The organism is Bacteroidia bacterium (genome assembly GCA_016218155.1).
Lineage (GTDB): Bacteria > Bacteroidota > Bacteroidia > Bacteroidales > GWA2-32-17 > GWA2-32-17.
On the sequence record JACREQ010000046.1, the window covers coordinates 1 to 19,313 of the forward strand.

The following is a 19,313-nucleotide window of genomic DNA, read 5'->3' on the forward strand; positions in this document are numbered from 1 at the left end:
ACTCATGTAGTAACAATAACTCCAACTGTAACAATAAATGCTTTCTCCCCAGCAACCTCAACCCGTTGTCAGGGAGCTGGTACAGTAACAACTACAACAACTGCAAATAATTCAATGGGTATAACTTATAGCCTTGACGGTGCAAGTATAACCGGTGGAGTAACAATAGTAGCCGGAACCGGTGCAGTAACCTATCCAGCAGGTTGGAGTGGAATAACAACAATCACAGCAAGTGCCGCAGGTTGTAATGGTCCAGCAACGACTACTCATGTGGTAACAATAACTCCAACTGTTACAATAAATGCTTTCTCCCCAGCAACCTCGACCCGTTGTCAGGGTGCAGGAACTGTAACTTATACAACAACAGCGTCAAATTCAACTGGTATAACATATAGCATAGATGGAGCAAGTTCAGGTGCAGGTAATACAATTGTAGCAGCAACTGGTGCAGTTACATATGTAGCGGGCTGGAGTGGAACAACAACAATCACAGCAAGTGCCGCAGGTTGTAATGGTCCAGCAACAACAACTCATGTTGTAACAATAACTCCATCAGTATTTTTAAATGCATTTTCTCCGGCAACATCATCACGTTGTCAGGGTGCTGGAAATGTAACCTATACGACTACTGCAATTAATTCAACCGGAATGACATATAGCTTGGATGCAACAAGTATAACAGGTGGTGTTACAATTATAGCTGCAACTGGTGTTGTTACCTATCCTGCAACTTGGAGTGGTGTAACAACTATTACAGCTACTGCAACTGGATGTAATGGCCCAGTTTTTGAAAATCATGTTGTTACTGTTAATGCATTGCCTGTGGCAACAGCTACTTCAACTGGAATAATGTGTCATGGTGAGTCAGCTTCAGTATCGGTTTCTGGTTCAGGTGGAACAGCTCCATATTCAGGAATTGGCTTATTTACAGAAACTGTTGGAACATACAATTATACTATTACTGATGCAAGTGGATGTATAGCTTCTGCAAGCATTACATTAACTGAACCAGCAACATTGGTTGCCAGTTCTGTTAATACTCCAATATTATGTAATGGTGGTACCTCTATTGTAACAGTTACCGAAACAGGCGGAACTTCTCCATTTATTGGTGATGGAACATTTACTCAGACAGCAGGTGCTTATAGTTACACAGTTACAGATGCTCACGGGTGTATGTCAATAACAAATATTACAATTTCTCAACCAACAGCAATTTCAACATCTGTTTCTACAACATTTGCAGGTTGTGGATTATCTGATGGCACAGGAACTGTAACTGCTTCAGGAGGTACTGGTGCTTTAACTTATTTGTGGTCACCTCTTGGTGGAACAGGTTCCACTTCATCAGGTATTCCTGCAGGAAGTTATTCTGTTGTTACTACTGATGCAAATGGTTGTTTTGTAACTGATAATGTAAATATTTCAAATAGTGGTGCTCCTATTGTTAGTAATACTTTTATTGATGTTATGTGCCATGGTTTAAATATGGGTTCTATTGATCTTACTGTGAGCGGTGGAACAGGTGCTTATACTTATAATTGGAATAGTGGAGCATATAATTCTGAAGATTTGAATAACGTTCCAGCCGGAATATATTCATACGATGTCTCAGATGCTGCAAATTGTCATACTACAGGCGCAATAACAATTAGTGAACCAGATACTTTGATTGCAAATTCAACTGCGTCAATTATTTTATGTCATGGTGGTACAACAAATGTTAATGTTACTGGAAATGGTGGTACTGGTTTATTAATTGGTACTGGAATTTTTACAGTTTCTGCAGGTACTTACTCATATACAGTTACAGATGCAAATGGTTGTACTGCAGTTACAAGTATTACAGTTACTGAACCTGATACTTTAGTAGCAAGTTCAACTTCAACTGCTATACTCTGCCATGGTGGTACTTCAGATATAACTGTTACTTCAACTGGAGGAACAGGAATAGTATCTGGAACAGGAGTGTTTACTGTTTCTGCAGGTACTTATAATTATACGGTAATAGATGAAAATGGCTGTACAAATATGACCAGTATAACCGTAAATGATCCGGATACTTTAATTGCTAGTTCTACAGCAACCAGTATTTTATGTAATGGTGGAACTGCGGATATTACTGTTTCTGCTATTGGTGGAACTGGAGTTTATACTGGCACAGGAATATATACTGTTACTGCTGGAACATATTCTTATACAGTTACAGATGCAAATAATTGTTCGTCAATTACTACTATTACAGTAACTGAACCTTCTTTAATTACATCTTCAGTTACAACAACACTTGCTGGTTGTGGACTTTCTGATGGGACTGCAACTGTAAGTGTTTCAGGTGGTACAGGTGCTTATTCGTATCTTTGGTCACCAATTGGTGGAACATCTGCAACTGCAATTAATTTACCTTCTGGAAATTATACAGTTGAAATACAGGATGCCAACGGATGTACTTTGATAGATAATGCAAATATCTCAAATAGTGGAGCGCCTATATCAACTACGACTCAGGTAAATATTTTATGTAATGGGTTAAATACAGGTTCAATTGATTTAACTGTAACTGGTGGTACAGGTGTTTATACATATAATTGGAATAATGGTGCGTATTCAACAGAAGATTTGTCAAATCTTTTAGCAGGAACTTATTCATATAATGTTACTGATGCTGCAAATTGCCAATCTACCGGATCTGTAACAATAACTGAACCTGCAATATTAAACTCAGTTATGCTCGAGCCAACATCTCCTAAATGTAGTTATAGCAGCGATGGGCAGGCTGTGGTAGTTGTTACAGGAGGTGTTATTCCATATGGTTTCTTGTGGAGTGATGTTTTAGCAACATCAAATGATACAATTTCTACTTTAGCAGGAAATTCCGATTATTATGTAACTATAACTGATGCAAATGGATGTTCAGTTATAGATACTGTTCATATTTCAGCTCCAACACCTGTGATAATTACTCCAAATATTTTAAATGCTCTATGTGGAGCTAGTAATGGATCAGTAAATGTAATAGCTTCAGGAGGTACATCTCCATATAATTACTTGTGGGATGATCCAACTAATTCAACAAATGATACAATTAATAATTTGTCAGCAGGAAATTACACTGTAACTGTATTTGATGCAAGTGCATGTACTTCCGTATTTACAGCGGTTGTAAGTAATGTACTGGGTGGAATTGTGAGTATTACTCAACTTTCAAATGTCTTATGTTATGGTGATACAACAGGGTCTATTACTGTTTCTATGCTTGGTGGAAATGCACCTTACACCTATCAATGGGATATTCCTGGACAAACTTCTTCGAGTGTTAGTAATCTTTCGGCGGGTTATTATCATGTTACTGTGTCTGATGTTAATTCTTGTATTGCAGATACTACAATTCAAGTTGCGCAACCAGCTAATGCATTAATAGCAAATGTGTCATCCTTAAATGTTTCTTGTTTTGGTGGAAGTAATGGAGCTTTAACTACTTCTACAAGCGGAGGTACTCCTCCATATTCTTATTTGTGGGATAATACTGCTGTTTTATCAAGTTTAACTAACTTGTCTGCTTCTACACATATGGTAACAATTACTGATGTAAATGGTTGTTTAATTATAGCAAGTGGAACAGTTTCTGAACCAATAGTTCTTAGTGCGATTACAATCCCAACAAATCCTACATGTGGTAATGGTAATGATGGGTCAGCATTGGTTACTGTTACCGGAGGTACTATTCCATACTCCTTTGCATGGTCTAATAATGATTATGATTCTTTAGCTAATGGTTTATCAGATGGTAGCTATATGGTTACAGTATCTGATGCTCATTATTGTTCAGTAATTGCAACTGCTCAATTATATAATCCTTTACCAATGGTTATTAATTCAATAAATGGTCTTGATGCCTCTAATTTAGGATATGTAAATGTTACGGTTACAGGAGGACAATTACCATATTCTTATTTATGGTCAACTGGAAGTACATTGCCAAACATTAGTAACTTGCCAACAGGTGAATATATTATTACTGTTACTGATGCAAATTTATGTGTGATAACAGATACGTTTGCAATAGATATACCTTTATTAATACCTTCTGTTATAACACCTAACGATGATGGTAAAAATGATGATTTAGAAATTATAGGAATTGCAGGTTATCAAGATGTTTCAATAGAAGTGTTTAATAGATGGGGAGATGTGTTGTTTTCATTTTCTGGAACAGGAATGGAATATACTGATGCCTCAAAACGATGGAATGGAAAGTATAATGGGAAAGACCTGCCAATGGGTGGATATGTATATATTGTTAAAATTGGAGAGGATAAGGACCCGGTTACCGGTGTTGTTTCTATTGTTAGATAGTAATATTTCACTATATATTTAAAGGCTCCAAATTTGGAGCCTTTTTTATTTGTAATTACAATTTTTAGATTTTGAAAATTAAATATTAAATAATTATAATGAAACTTTGATACATATATTTGCGTATTATTCTAAAGTACCGTATTTTTGCTTGTTAACAGAAAAATGTAGCTTTGTATAATGTTGAATAATTACGTATTAGGTATTTTTTCTCATGTTATTTTTATGAGTGAATTTACTTGTTAATATTTTTATGGATGTGTGAATTAAATAAAATAAATAAACCAAACCAAACAATAAAAATCCAAACACCTTCTAAATTATTGAATATGAGAAAAAAAATTCTTGTTTTAATATTGCTTGCATTAATTTTTTATAGCAGTTCAGAAACATTAAGTGCGCAGTGTACAAATAGTTCTTTTTATCCTTCAACTGCTTATTCAGCACCAACAACTGCTGTCTATACAATTTCTACCTGTAATTATCAATCTGAATATAACCAAATGACAGGTGCCGTTTCTGGTGCGAGTTATACTTCAACTGCAAGTATAGCAGGAACATACATTACTATTAGGTCAGGAACATATAATGGGGCAGTAGTAGCTTCTGGAACAACTCCATTAACTTGGACAGCAACTGCTGGTGGTGTATTTTTTACTCATTATAATACAAACTCCTCTTGTGGAACTGCTAGTACTTGTATGACTACAACTGTTTCTCGTAATGCAGCAGTTGCACCAACTGTTCAGGATTGTGATGGAGCTATTCCATTATGTTTTGCTACATATTCAACGGTAGTCTCATACTCTGGTACAGGTAATTATCCTAATGAGATTTCGACAACAGGTGGTTGTCCTGCTAACTGTTTATTGTCTGGAGAGAAAAATGATGTTTGGTATACATTTACTGTTCAAAATTCAGGTACTGTTAGTTTTGCTATTACTCCGAATTCGTCAGGAGATGATTATGACTGGGCTGTATATAATTTAACAAATGCGAACTGTGCTGATATATATTCAAATACAAGTTTGCAAGTAAGTTGTAATTATTCAGCTACTGATGGAACTACTGGTCCCAATGGATCAGGTTCTAATAGTTGTGAATCTGCTACAGGTGGTGTTTATAACGCAGCCTTAAATGTTACAACTGGTCAAACATATGTTGTGAATGTAAGTAATTTTTCATCTACTCAAACAGGTTACTCAATTAATTTTGGAGGTACAGCTCAAATAGTTGATAATACTGGACCATATTTGTATGCTGTAGCAGCAAGTCCTTCTTGTGGGCAAAATTTTGTAACTGTAAGGTTTAGTGAAAATGTTTCTTGTAGTACAGTTCAAAATACAGATTTTACTATTTCAGGACCTGGTGGTCCATATACAGTAAGTTCGGTATGGAGTTCTGTTTGCTCTGCAGGGGGATCTTATGATAGAGATTATACTCTAAATGTAAGTCCTGCGTTTACCTCAGGTGGAACTTATACGATTGGACTTGTTGCCAATTCTGTATCAGATATTTGTAGCCATCCAACCGGAGGACAAACTCTTAATTTTTCTGTAACTGGAGTTACTTCAAATGCTTCAGTTGTTAGTAATGTAAATTGTTTTGGTCAATCGAATGGTAGTGCTACTGCTTCGGGTAGTGGAGGTACTGCTCCTTATACATATACATGGAGTAATGGAGCCACAACAGCTACTGCAACAGGGTTAGCATCTGGAAATTATTCTGTAACAGTCAGAGATGCTGTAGGTGTTTGTAATGCAGTTTCATCAGTAAATATTTCGCAACCTTCAAATTTAACTTCAACAGTTTCAAAAACAAATGTAAGTTGTAATGGAGGTAATAATGGAACTGCTTCAGTATCAGCTTTAGGAGGAAGTCCAGGTTATACATATAGCTGGTCAACTGGTGCAACTTCATCCAGTATAAGTGGTTTAACAGCTGCTACATATACTGTTACTGTTACTGATACTCATGGTTGTACATCTACAGGTTCAACGACTTTAACACAACCTACTTTATTAACAACATCTATTTCTTCTCAAACAAATGTTGGTTGTAGTGGAGGTAATAATGGTGCTGCAACAGTAACTGCATCAAACGGAACTCCTGCTTATACATATAGTTGGTCGAACGGACAAACTGCTGCTACTGCTATAAACTTAGTTGCAGGAACATATACTGTAACTGTTAGAGATGCAAATCTTTGTTCTAGTACAAAAACCGTAACAATTACTCAACCATCTGCACTAACTTCTTCGATTTCAGGCTCTACTCAAGTATTATGTTTTGGTGGAAATAATGGAAGTGCAACTGTAACACAATCAGGAGGTACCCCTGGATATACATATACTTGGTCTAATTCACAAACCACTGTTACAGCAATCAATTTAGCAATTGGAACTTATTCTGTAACTGTTAGGGATGCTAATAGTTGTACTTCAGTTTCTTCTGTTACTATTACCCAACCTACAGCTGTAAGTGCGGTATTAACTAAAACTAATGTAAGTTGTAATGGTGGAAATAATGGAACCGCTACAGCAACACCATCTGGTGGTACTCCAGGTTATACATATACTTGGTCAAATGGACAAACTACTCAAACAGCTACAGGTTTATCCGCTATAGCATATTCAGTTACAGTAAAAGATGCAAATAATTGCAGTACTGTACAATCAATATCTGTTACTCAACCTACAACTTTGGCATCTTCAATATCATCATCAACAAATGTCGCATGTAATGGTGGCGCAAATGGAACAGCAACTGCAGCTGGGTCTGGAGGTACACCTGCATACAATTACACATGGTCAAACGGACAAACTGTTGCAACTGCTTCAGGCTTATTGGCAGGAAGTTATAGTGTAACAGTTAGAGATGCAAATAATTGTAGTTCAATTTCATCAGTGACAATATCACAACCAACTTCTGTATCTGCGACAACTTCGTCAGTTTCTGTTTTATGTAATGGAGGTAATACTGGAACTGCAACTGCAACACCATTAGGTGGTACACCTGGATATACTTATCTTTGGAGCAATGCTCAGACAACTGCAACTGCAACAGGATTAATTGCAGGCACATATTCTGTGACAGTTAGAGATGTTAATTTATGTAGTACCACTTCTTCTGTAACGGTTAACCAACCTACAGCATTAACTACAAGTATTTCATCATCAACAAATGTTTCATGTAATGGAGGAAATAATGGTGCAGCTACAGTTGCAGCATCAGGAGGTACGCCTTCTTATACATATCTATGGTCTAATTCGCAAACTGGTGCAACTGCTACTGGTTTAATTGCAGGAAGTTATTCGGTAACAATCCGTGATGCAAATAATTGTTCAAGCACACAGTCGGTAAATATTACACAACCTTTAGTATTAGCTGCAACAGCCTCAGCAACAAATACCAGTTGTAATAGTGGTTCAAACGGTTCTGCTACGGCAAGCCCATCAGGTGGTACATCTCCTTATACATATAATTGGTTCCCATCCGGACAAACAACTCAGACAGCAACAAACCTTTCAGCAGGCACATATAGTGTAACAGTTACTGATAATAAAGGTTGCACAATTATAAAATCTGCTGTTGTTAGTCAACCAGCTGCTATAGCATTAACTTCGTCAAAAACTGATGCGACTTGTGGTAATTCAAATGGTTCAGCTTCAGTGTCAGCATCAGGTGGAACTCCAGGTTATACATATTTATGGTCAAATGGTGGAACAACAAGTTCAATTTCTGGGATAATTGCGGGTTCATACACAGTAACAGTTAGAGATGCTAATAATTGTTCTAATACTTCAACTGTTGCCGTTAATAATACTGGTGCTCCAAGTGTTACTGCTTCTGCGCCTAATAATGTAAGCTGTTTTGGTGGAAATAACGGAAGTGCATCAATTTCTGCTTCCGGTGGTACTCCAGGTTACACATATTTGTGGTCTAATGGTGCAACAGGAACAAGCATTACTAATGTAGTTGCAAATAATTATAGTGTTACTGTTACAGATGCTTTGGGTTGCAAAGCCTCTACTTCAATAAGTATTACACAACCAACAGCTTTACTTGCATCAATAACCGGAAATATTAGTCCGCTTTGTTTCGGTTCAAATAATGGAAGTGCAACAGTAAGTGCATCAGGTGGTACTGTAAGTTATACATATTTATGGTCAAATGGCTCAACTTTATCTACTGCATCTAGTTTAATAGCCGGAACATATACTGTAACTGTTACTGATTCTCATAGTTGTACAACAACTGCAAGTGCAACGGTTACTCAACCAACAGTTGTAACCGGAACTATCTCATCTTCAACTGCAGTAAGTTGCAATGCCGGATCAAATGGTTCTGCAACAGTTACACCTGGAGGTGGTACACCTACATATACATATTTATGGTCTCAGGGTACTACAACTGCAACAGTAACAAATCTTGTTGCCGGAACTTATACTGTTACCGTAAGAGATGTTAATAATTGTTCTTCAACTGCTTCAGTTACTATTTCTCAACCTACAGCTCTAAGCTCAACTACCGCAAATACAAGTGTTAGTTGTAATGGTGGATCAAATGGTACAGCAACTTTAACAGTTTCAGGTGGATCACCAACATATACATACTTGTGGTCAAATAGTCAGACAACAGCTACTGCTACCGGATTATCTGCTGGAACTTATACTGTTACAGCTACGGATTCTCATAGTTGTACACATACAAATACTGTTACAGTATCTCAGCCAACAGTTTTAACTTCTTCCATTACTGGATCGACAAATGTATTATGTAATGGTGGATCAACAGGAACAGCTATTGTAACCCAATCTGGTGGAACTCCAAGTTATACATATTTATGGTCAAATGGGCAAACAACTGCAAATGCTTCTGGACTTGCTCAAGGAACTTATTCAGTAACTGTAAGAGATGCAAATAACTGTTCATCTACTTCGTCGGTAACAGTTACACAGCCAACTGCATTGGTAGCTTCAATTTCTTCTTCAACTAATGTGTCATGTAATGGAGGAAATAATGGTACTGCAATTGCTTCGCCAAGTGGTGGAACGCCTTCTTACACTTATTTATGGTCAAATGCTCAAACAACATCTACTGCAACATCATTAATTGCTGGTAATTATACTGTGACTATTAGAGATGCTAATAATTGTACTTCAACATCTTCAGTAACAATTACTCAACCTGTTGTTTTAACATCATCTATTTCATCTTCTACTCAGGTTTCATGTAATGGTGGAAATAATGGTTCTGCTACAGCAACTCAATCTGGTGGTACACCTACATTTACATATACATGGTCAAACGGACAAACTAATTCAACTGCATCAAACTTAGTTGCTGGTACATATTCAGTAACAATAAGAGATGCGAATAATTGTACATCAAGTTCTTCTTTAACAATAACTCAGCCAACTCAACTTACTTCATCAATTACTGCATCAACAAATGTTTCATGTAATAGTGGAAGTAATGGTTCTGCAACTGTTACTCCTGTTGGTGGAACACCTTCTTACATATATTTATGGTCCAATAGCCAAACGACTCCAATTGCTACAGGTTTAAGTGCAGGAAGTTATACTGTAACTATTACCGATAACAAAGGATGTACTTCAATTTCTTCAGTGACAATTAATCAGCCAACAACATTAACTTCATCAATTTCTGGTTCTTCACAAGTACTATGTTTTGGCGGATCTAGTGGAACAGCAACTGTAACTCAATCTGGTGGAACTCCTTCTTATACTTATTTATGGTCAAATAGTCAGACAACTGGAACTGCTACAGGATTATCAGTTGGAACATATGTTGTTACTGTTAGAGATGCTCAGAATTGTACGTCAACTTCTTCAGTAACAATAACCCAACCAACTCAACTAACTTCATCAATTTCATCTTCTACAAATGTTGCTTGTAATGGTGGGAATAATGGTTCTGCAACTGTATTACCAGCAGGCGGAACTCCTTCATATACATATTTCTGGTCAACAGGACAGGCAGTAGCAACTACTACTGGTTTAAATGCTGGAATTTACACAGTTACAATAACAGATGCTAATAATTGTACTTCAACTTCATCTGTTACAGTGACTCAACCAGTAATGCTTACAAGTTCAACAACAGTTGTTAATACAACTTGTAATGGCGGAGCAAATGGTACAAGTACAGTAACGGCTATTGGTGGAACAGGACCTTATACATATTATTGGTTCCCAAGTGGTCAGACGACTCAAATTGCTATAAATCTTGCGTCAGGTTCTTATCAGGTTACTGTTACAGATAGTCATAGCTGTTCATCAATTTCAACATCAAATGTTGGTCAACCTGCTGCAATAAGTTTAACTCCAGCATTTACTAATGCTACTTGTGGAAATTCAAATGGTTCAGCTTCAGTTGCTGCTAGTGGAGGTACACCTGGATATACCTATTTATGGTCAAACGGAGGTACAAATAGCACAATTTCTGCAATACCTGCAGGTGCATATTCAGTTACTGTTAAAGATGTAAACAACTGTTCAAGTACAACATCTGTATCTGTTAATAATACAGGTGCTCCAAGCGTTTCATTAGTAACTTCAAATAATGTATCATGTAATGGAGGTTCAAATGGTAGTGCTGTAGTAACTGTAACAGGTGGAACACTTCCATATGCAAGTTATTTATGGTCAAATGGTGCAACCGATACATTAATTAATAATGTGTCTGCAAATAATTATAGTATAACAATTACAGATGCATTGGGTTGTCAAGCTTCAATAAGTGTTAATATTACTCAACCACCTGCTTTAGTAGCTTCAATAACAGGTACAAGTATGCCATCATGTTATGGTTATGCTGATGGTTCTGCATCTGCAAATTCAGTAGGAGGTACACCAAGTTATTTTTATAATTGGTCAAATGGAACAAATACTCCTACAGCAAATGGATTGATTTCTGGTACATATTCAGTAACTGTTACTGATACCAAAGGATGTACATCAACAACAACTGCCAATGTTTCTCAACCAACACAGGTATCAGGAATAATTTCATCATATACAAATACAACTTGTAATGGTGGCTCTGATGGGTCTGCAACTGTAGCTCCTTCTGGTGGTACTCCTGATTATACTTATTTATGGTCTGACGGAAGTTCAACAGCTACAGCTACAAATCTTTCTGCCGGAAATTATATTGTTACAATTACAGATTCGCATAGTTGTACTGCAATAACAAATACTTCAATAAGTCAGCCTGCTAATTTAATGGTTAATATTCCAACTGTTTCTCCTGTTAATTGTTTTGGCGGAGCTGATGGTTTAGCTAATGCTTCTACATCTGGTGGTACAGGTCCGTATACATATCAATGGTCAAATGGAGTATTAACTTCAAATAATCCAGGACTTATTGCCGGAACATATCAGGTGACTGCAACAGATTCTCATGGTTGTACAGGTTCAAATTCAGTAGTAATTACAGAGCCATCGCAATTAGTTGCTTCAGCATCAGTAATTAATTCTGTAAGTTGTTTTGGTGGTAGTAACGGATCTGCTTCTGCTTCTGCAATTGGAGGATCACCTTCATATTCATATCATTGGTTTAATGGAAGTCCTAATCCGAATACTGGTGGTTTAAGTGCTGGTACGCATTCTGTTACTGTAACAGATATTAATTTCTGTACATCGGTGGCAACAGTTGTTATAACTGAACCTGCATTACTTGCAACCACTCAGGTAGTTGATTCTGTAATTTGTAATAACACAGCAACAGGACAAATTGATTTGACAGCTATTGGCGGTACAAATCCATATACATATCATTGGAATAATAATAGTGCAAACGAAGATTTATTAAATGTTTCCGCCGGTAATTATTTAGTAACCGTTACAGATGCTAACTTCTGTTCTACAACTCAAAGTATTACTGTATATGAACCTTCAAGTATTACCGCTACTTTTGTTCCTGTAAGTTCACATTGTAATTTAAATGATGGAAGTTTAACTGTAAATCCAATTGGAGGTACACCTGCTTATACTTTCTTATGGGATGCAAATGCTTCCGGACAAATAACATCTACTGCTACAAGTCTTTTGTCAGGTAGTTATGACGTTACTGTAACAGATTCTCATGCATGTTCCTATACTTTTACAGGTTCAGTTTCAGATTTGAATGCTGCAACATTAGCATTTGATATAATAACACCTAATCCTTGTTTTGGAGATACTTTAGGTTATGTTCATTCAACAATTACAAGTGGCGGAACTCCACCGTTTAATTATTTGTGGTCAAACGGAGCAGTAGCTGATACTATTTATAATGTTGCATCTGGAAGTTATACTTTAACATTAACTGATGCTACAGGTTGTGTAACAATAGATACTGTAAATGTGTTGCAGCCTGGTTTATTACAGGTAAATATTGATTCATTGCATCCAGTAACATGTTTTAACGGAACAGATGGAAGTATGAATATTAGTATGATAGGTGGAACTCCTGGATTTAATTATATATGGCAGGATGGTTCAGGAAACTTAATAAGTAGTACTAATTCAATTAATAATTTACCGGCTGGTGTTTATTACATAACAGTTACCGATAATCATAATTGTACATTTAGTTCAAGTTATTCATTACCTCAGGCAACTGAGTTAGTGTCATTAATGCAGACTCCAATAATGCCAAAATGTAATGCCAGTAATGACGGGCAGGCAATTGTAGTTGCTTCCGGAGGAACTGCTCCATATTCATTCTTATGGAGTGATATATTAAATACAGCCAGCGATACAATATTGACATTAGGTGGAACAGCAGATTACTTTGTTACAATAACAGATGATCACGGTTGTACAACAATTGATTCTGTTCATATTGATGCTCCGACTCCTGTTGTGCTTTCTGGAAATTCATTCCAGTCTACATGTATAGGTAGTGATGGATGGGCGTATGTTGAAGCAACTGGTGGAACTCCGGCATATAATTTCTTATGGTCAAATAGTTCTGTAAATGATACAATAGTAAATCTTGCTGCTGGTAATTATACTGTAACTGTCTACGATGCCAATGCTTGTACTTCAACTTATACTGCAATAATTAATAGTATAAATGCAGGTCAGGTTCAGGTAGATAATATAGTTAATGTAAATTGTTATGGTGACTCTACAGGATCTATTTCAGTTTCTCTTCTTGGAGGAACTGCACCATTTATTTATTTATGGAGTAATGGTGCAACAAGCGATTCATTGATTAATCTTGCTTCAGCAATATACTCTGTAACAATTACAGATAGCAATGGCTGTGTAAGTGATACTACAGTAACAGTGACTTCACCAATTGTTGGTTTAAATTCAAACTTTACTGTAGCTGATATCTCTTGCTTTGGTAATAGTAATGGAATACTTTCAACAAATGTTTCAGGTGGTACTTCTCCATATTCTTATTTGTGGAATACTACACCTGTTCAAACAAGTTCAAGTTTGAATAATCTTATTGCCGGAAGTTATACTGTAAGTATAACAGATGCTAAAGGATGTATGTTAATTGAAACAGGTGTTATTAATGAGCCAACACAGATTTTAGCAGTAACTACTTCAACAAATCCTAGTTGTGGAGGTAATTCTAATGGTACTTCATTAGTAACAGCAACAGGTGGAACTTCTCCATATACATATGCCTGGTCAAATAGTAGTCAGGATTCCTTAGCTACTGGTCTGGCATCAGGAAATTATATTGTTACTGTATATGATTCGCATTTATGTACTACAACTGCCACATCTCAGTTATTTAGTCCACCATCAATGGTGTTGGATACAGTGTACGGAACAAATAGTTTAAATAATATGGGCTTTATACATATATCTGTTACAGGCGGTGGTTTACCAATTACTTATATATGGTCTAATGGTGGAACATCTGCTAATTTAGATGACTTATCTGCTGGTGACTATACTGTAACAATAACAGATGCATTTTCTTGTTCTTTAATTGAAACATTTACAATAGATATTCCATTATTGATACCATCAGTTATTACTCCAAATGGTGATGGTAAAAATGATGATCTGGAAATAATTGGAATTGCAGGATATGAAGATGTTTCAATTGAAGTTTATAACCGCTGGGGAGATTTACTATTTAAATTCGATGGAACAGGATTGGATTATACTAATGCATCAAATAGATGGAAAGGAGTATTTAATAGTAAAGATTTACCAATGGGAGGATATGTATATATAGTTAAGTTAGGAGAAGAAAAAGATCCAATAACCGGTGTTGTTTCGATTATCAGATAATATTAATTTTTATTTTTTTATTATTAAAGGCTCCGAAAGGAGCCTTTATAATTTTATCTATTTTTTTTATTTCTAAAAAAACAAATTAACTTTGCGCCGTTAGCTCAATGGGGTGCCTTAATATAACGGGCTGAGATCATACCCTTTGGACCGGGACAGGTAATGCTGAGCCGGGAAACCAAAAGACCTCCATTGACAATTTAATTATTGTCGAATTTTAAAATGAGTTATTATGAAAAAAATTTGTTTTTTGTTTCTGCAATTATTTGCAGTAAGTTTTGCTTTTGGTCAGTTTACCATTTCGGGAAAAGTTTTAGATGAAACAAACCAGCCTTTAGTGTCGGCAACAATATTGGTTGAAAATACTTTTGCCGGAACCTATTCAAATCAAAAAGGGGAGTTTGTTTTAAAAAATTTAAAAAAGGGAGAGTATAGTATTAAAGTTTTATTTATTGGTTATGCAACTATAATTAAAAATGTAAAACTTGAAAAAGATGAATCTATTGAGTTTATTATGAAACACTCATCTATTGTTGCCGATGAGATAATTGTGCAGGCAACAAGAGTAGCAGATAAAACACCAACAACATACTCAACAATTAATAAAGAAGCAATTGCTAAAAATAATTCTGGGCAAGATATTCCATACTTATTAAGTTTAACTCCCTCTATGGTGGTTTCATCTGATGCAGGAACCGGTATAGGTTATACCACAATTAATATTCGTGGTTCTGATGTTAAAAGGATAAATGTTACAGTAAACGGGATTCCGTTAAATGATGCAGAATCTCATGGTGTGTGGTGGGTTGATTTACCGGATATTGCTTCTTCTGTAGAAAATACACAGATTCAAAGGGGAGTTGGAACTTCAACAAATGGTGCAGGTGCTTTTGGTGCAACTATTAATATGCAAACTTTTACGTTGAATCGCGAACCATATGCAGAGGTTAGTTCTTCTTACGGATCTTTTAATACAAGTAAAAATACCATAAATGTCGGAACCGGATTAATAAATAAAAAATTTGCAGTTGATGCAAGGCTGTCAAAGTTATGGTCTGATGGTTATGTCGACAGAGCATTCAGCGATTTAAAATCATTTTATGTTTCAGGTACAATGTATGGAAAATCAAGTATTCTGAAATTTGTTACTTTTTCTGGTCAGGAGCATACTTATCAGGCATGGTACGGAGTACCAAAAGATTCATTAAAAACAAACCGCACATATAATCCTTACGATTATAAAAATCAAACCGATAATTACTGGCAGGATAATTATCAGTTACATTATTCAAAAGAAATTAACAGCAATTTAAATTTAAATGTGGCACTTCATTATACCAGAGGTAAGGGGTATTATGAAAACTCTGAACCGGGAAACAGTTTTGACTCATATAATCTTCCCAATGCAATATTTGGAACAGATACCATAACGTCAACAGATTTTATAAATCAGAAATGGTTGAAAAATGATTTTTATGGATTAACCTATTCACTTAATTATAAAAAGAAAAGATTAAATACTGTTTTGGGAGGTGGCTGGAATCAATATAAAGGAGACCATTACGGAGATATTATATGGGCGAAAATTGTAACTTTTTCTGGAGAAAAATACCGTTGGTATAAGGGAACAGGTGATAAAAAAGATTTAAATGTTTTCTTGAAAACAAATTACCTAATAACAGGAAACCTTAGTCTTTATGCTGATCTTCAACTTAGAAATATTGATTATTCAATTGCTGGTTTTGATGATAATCTTAAAGATGTAACCCAGCATAATGCTTATACTTTTTTTAATCCTAAAGCGGGTCTGTTTTATGAATTTAACGAAAAGCAAAATGTATATGTCTCTTTTGGAGTTGCACAGCGTGAACCTGATCGTGGAAATTTTGTAGATGCTGATTCTGGTAAAATACCAAAACCAGAAAAACTTTACGATTTAGAAGCAGGATATGAATTTCGCAATGCAAAATTTATGTTTCGTGGTAATATATTTCACATGAAATATATCGACCAATTAATTATGACCGGCGAAATAAATAATGTTGGAGCTGGTGTTATGACAAATGTTAAGGATAGTTATCGTGAGGGAATTGAGCTTGAAGCAGGATATAAAATTCTGAAAAATCTTCAGTGGAATGCAAATCTTATGTTAAGCAAAAATATTATTCCTGAATATACCGAGTATGTTGATAACTGGGATACATGGGGACAAGATTCTACGGTCTTAAAAAATATGACAATTTCTTTTTCACCTTCAGTTATTTTTAATAATGTTCTCCAGTATCAGCCTGTAAAAAACTTTACAATTGAATTTGCTTCAAAATATGTGGGAAAGCAGTATACAGATAATACTACAAATAATAAATTTATGAGTACTGCATTTCATGATAGCATATATACCGATAATCGTGTAATTGATGCGTATTTTGTAAATAATTTAAGTTTAAGTTACTCTATTTCGGGAAAGTTATTTAAAGAAATTCAGTTTCAGTTTACAATAAATAATCTTTTTAATGAGAAATACGAAACTAATGCCTGGGTATATAGCTATATTTCTAATAATAAATATTCTGATATGAATGGATATTTTCCGCAGGCAACCAGAAATTTTATGGGCAGAGTAGTATTCAAATTTTAGTTTAGATTTGTTAATTATTATTAATTGATAATCAAGACAATAAAATTGTAACAAATTAAAGAACTGTTGCTTAACATGTTTTTAATTAATATGCTCAATATCAGAATATAATAGGGTGTATTGTGTGATTTGCACGAAAGTGTTAAGGAACATAATAGTTAAAAGACAGCTTATAAGATATATCTTTGTGAAATCCTAATTCAAAAAAATAAATTCTCTGGTTATGGCAAAAAAAAATGTAATTATTATTGGAGCTGCTGGAAGAGATTTCCACAATTTCAATACTTTCTTCAGAGGTAATACTGATTATAATGTAGTAGCTTTTACAGCTGCTCAAATTCCAGACATTGATGGAAGAAAATATCCGGCTGAATTGGCAGGAAAAGATCTTTATCCAGCAGGAATTCCAATCTTTGACGAAAAAGATTTGGTAAAACTTATTCAGGAACATAAAGTTGATGTATGTGTTTTTGCATACAGTGACGTTCCTCATACAAGAGTTATGAATATTGCATCAATAGTTATGGCTGCAGGAGCAAGTTATATGCTTTTAGGTCCTAATGATACAATGGTAAAATCAACTAAACCTGTTATCTCAGTTGGTGCTACCCGTACAGGTTGCGGTAAAAGCCAGACTTCACGCAGAATAGTTGAGATTCTTATGAAACAAGGCTTAAAAGTTGTTGCTGTTCGTCACCCAATGCCTTATGGTGATTTAGTAAAACAAAAAGTTCAGCGTTTTGCAACAGTAGCTGATTTAAAACTTCACGAGTGCACAATCGAAGAAATGGAAGAATACGAACCACATGTAGTTCGCGGAAACGTTATTTATGCTGGTGTTGATTATGAAGCAATTCTTCGCGCTGCTGAAAACGATCCTGATGGTTGTGATGTTGTATTATGGGACGGTGGAAATAACGACTTCCCATTCTATAAATCTGATTTATCAATTTGTGTAGCCGATCCATTACGTCCAGGTGCAGAAACATCTTTCCATCCTGGTGAAACTACAGCTCGTTTAGCTGATGTAATCGTTATCAATAAAATTGATAGTGCATCTTTAGAAAATATAAATATTGTTCGCGAAAACCTACGCAATATTAATCCAAATGCAATTATTATTGATGGTGCTTCTCCGCTAACAGTTGATAAACCTGAGCTTATTAAAGGTAAACGTGTATTAGTTGTTGAAGATGGACCAACCTTAACTCATGGTCACATGAAAATTGGTGCTGGTACAGTTGCAGCTCAAAAACATGGTGCTGCTGAATTAGTAGATCCACGTCAATATGCAGTTGGTAAACTTGCTGAAACATTTGCTATTTATCCAAACATTGGTACTTTATTACCAGCTATGGGTTATGGTGATGAGCAGGTTCGCGATTTAGAGCGTACAATTGAAAATACACCTTGTGATACAGTTGTAATTGCTACTCCAATTGATCTTCAGAGAATTATTAAAATCAATAAACCAACAGTAAAAATTGGTTACGATTTACAGGAAATTGGTAGTCCAAACCTTGACGAAATTTTATGCGATTTTATGGTAAAACATAATCTTGCAAAAAAAGGTTGCTCATGCTGTAGCTAATTTCTTAAGTTAAATAAAAATTAAACGCTTCCTGTTTCGGAGGCGTTTTTTTTATGTTAAAAAATTAATTTGCACATTATTTATAATATGGGTTTAATGGAAAAGCAAAAATTTATATAACAAATTTCAGAATATTATAACTAATACCTTTTTTATCCGTATATTATATAAAATCAGGTATTTTAACGTATTGTATAAAAATACATATATAATTAATTTTACTAACCCTAAAAACTAATTTATTATGTTAGAATTTTCCAAAACTATACTCGAAAAAGTTAGCTTTAGTGAGTATTTATTTGCCAAGGAACTTAGAAAGCTTATAATTTACCTTGGCGATGATAACGAATCAATAAAAGAATTACAGCAATGGAGCTATGAAAACTATGGAAGACAGTTTCCATCGGTTTTTACAAAAGTTTTTAATGCGTAATTGTTTTATTTATTGTTACTT

5 protein-coding genes are annotated in these 19,313 nt (G+C 35.3%); all 5 read left to right on the forward strand.

Annotated elements, in window-relative coordinates; translation table 11 throughout:
• Nucleotides 1-4,356, forward strand: a 4,356-nt coding sequence (locus HY951_08365; protein ID MBI5540057.1) for a gliding motility-associated C-terminal domain-containing protein, incomplete at its 5' end; no start/stop codon positions are given.
• A gap of 329 nt (nucleotides 4,357-4,685) precedes the next feature.
• Nucleotides 4,686-14,630, forward strand: coding sequence for a gliding motility-associated C-terminal domain-containing protein (locus HY951_08370; protein MBI5540058.1), 9,945 nt, complete (start codon nucleotides 4,686-4,688; stop codon nucleotides 14,628-14,630).
• Between the two features lie 232 nt (nucleotides 14,631-14,862).
• Complete coding sequence (locus HY951_08375) at nucleotides 14,863-17,268, forward strand: TonB-dependent receptor (protein ID MBI5540059.1); 2,406 nt, start codon at nucleotides 14,863-14,865, stop codon at nucleotides 17,266-17,268.
• Between the two features lie 223 nt (nucleotides 17,269-17,491).
• Entirely contained in the window at nucleotides 17,492-18,859 is a 1,368-nt protein-coding gene (locus HY951_08380) for a GTPase (protein MBI5540060.1), read from the forward strand.
• A 244-nt stretch (nucleotides 18,860-19,103) separates the two neighbouring features.
• On the forward strand, nucleotides 19,104-19,292 hold the full coding sequence (locus tag HY951_08385) for a hypothetical protein (protein MBI5540061.1): 189 nt from the start codon (nucleotides 19,104-19,106) through the stop codon (nucleotides 19,290-19,292).
• The last annotated feature ends 21 nt before the right edge of the window (nucleotides 19,293-19,313 follow it).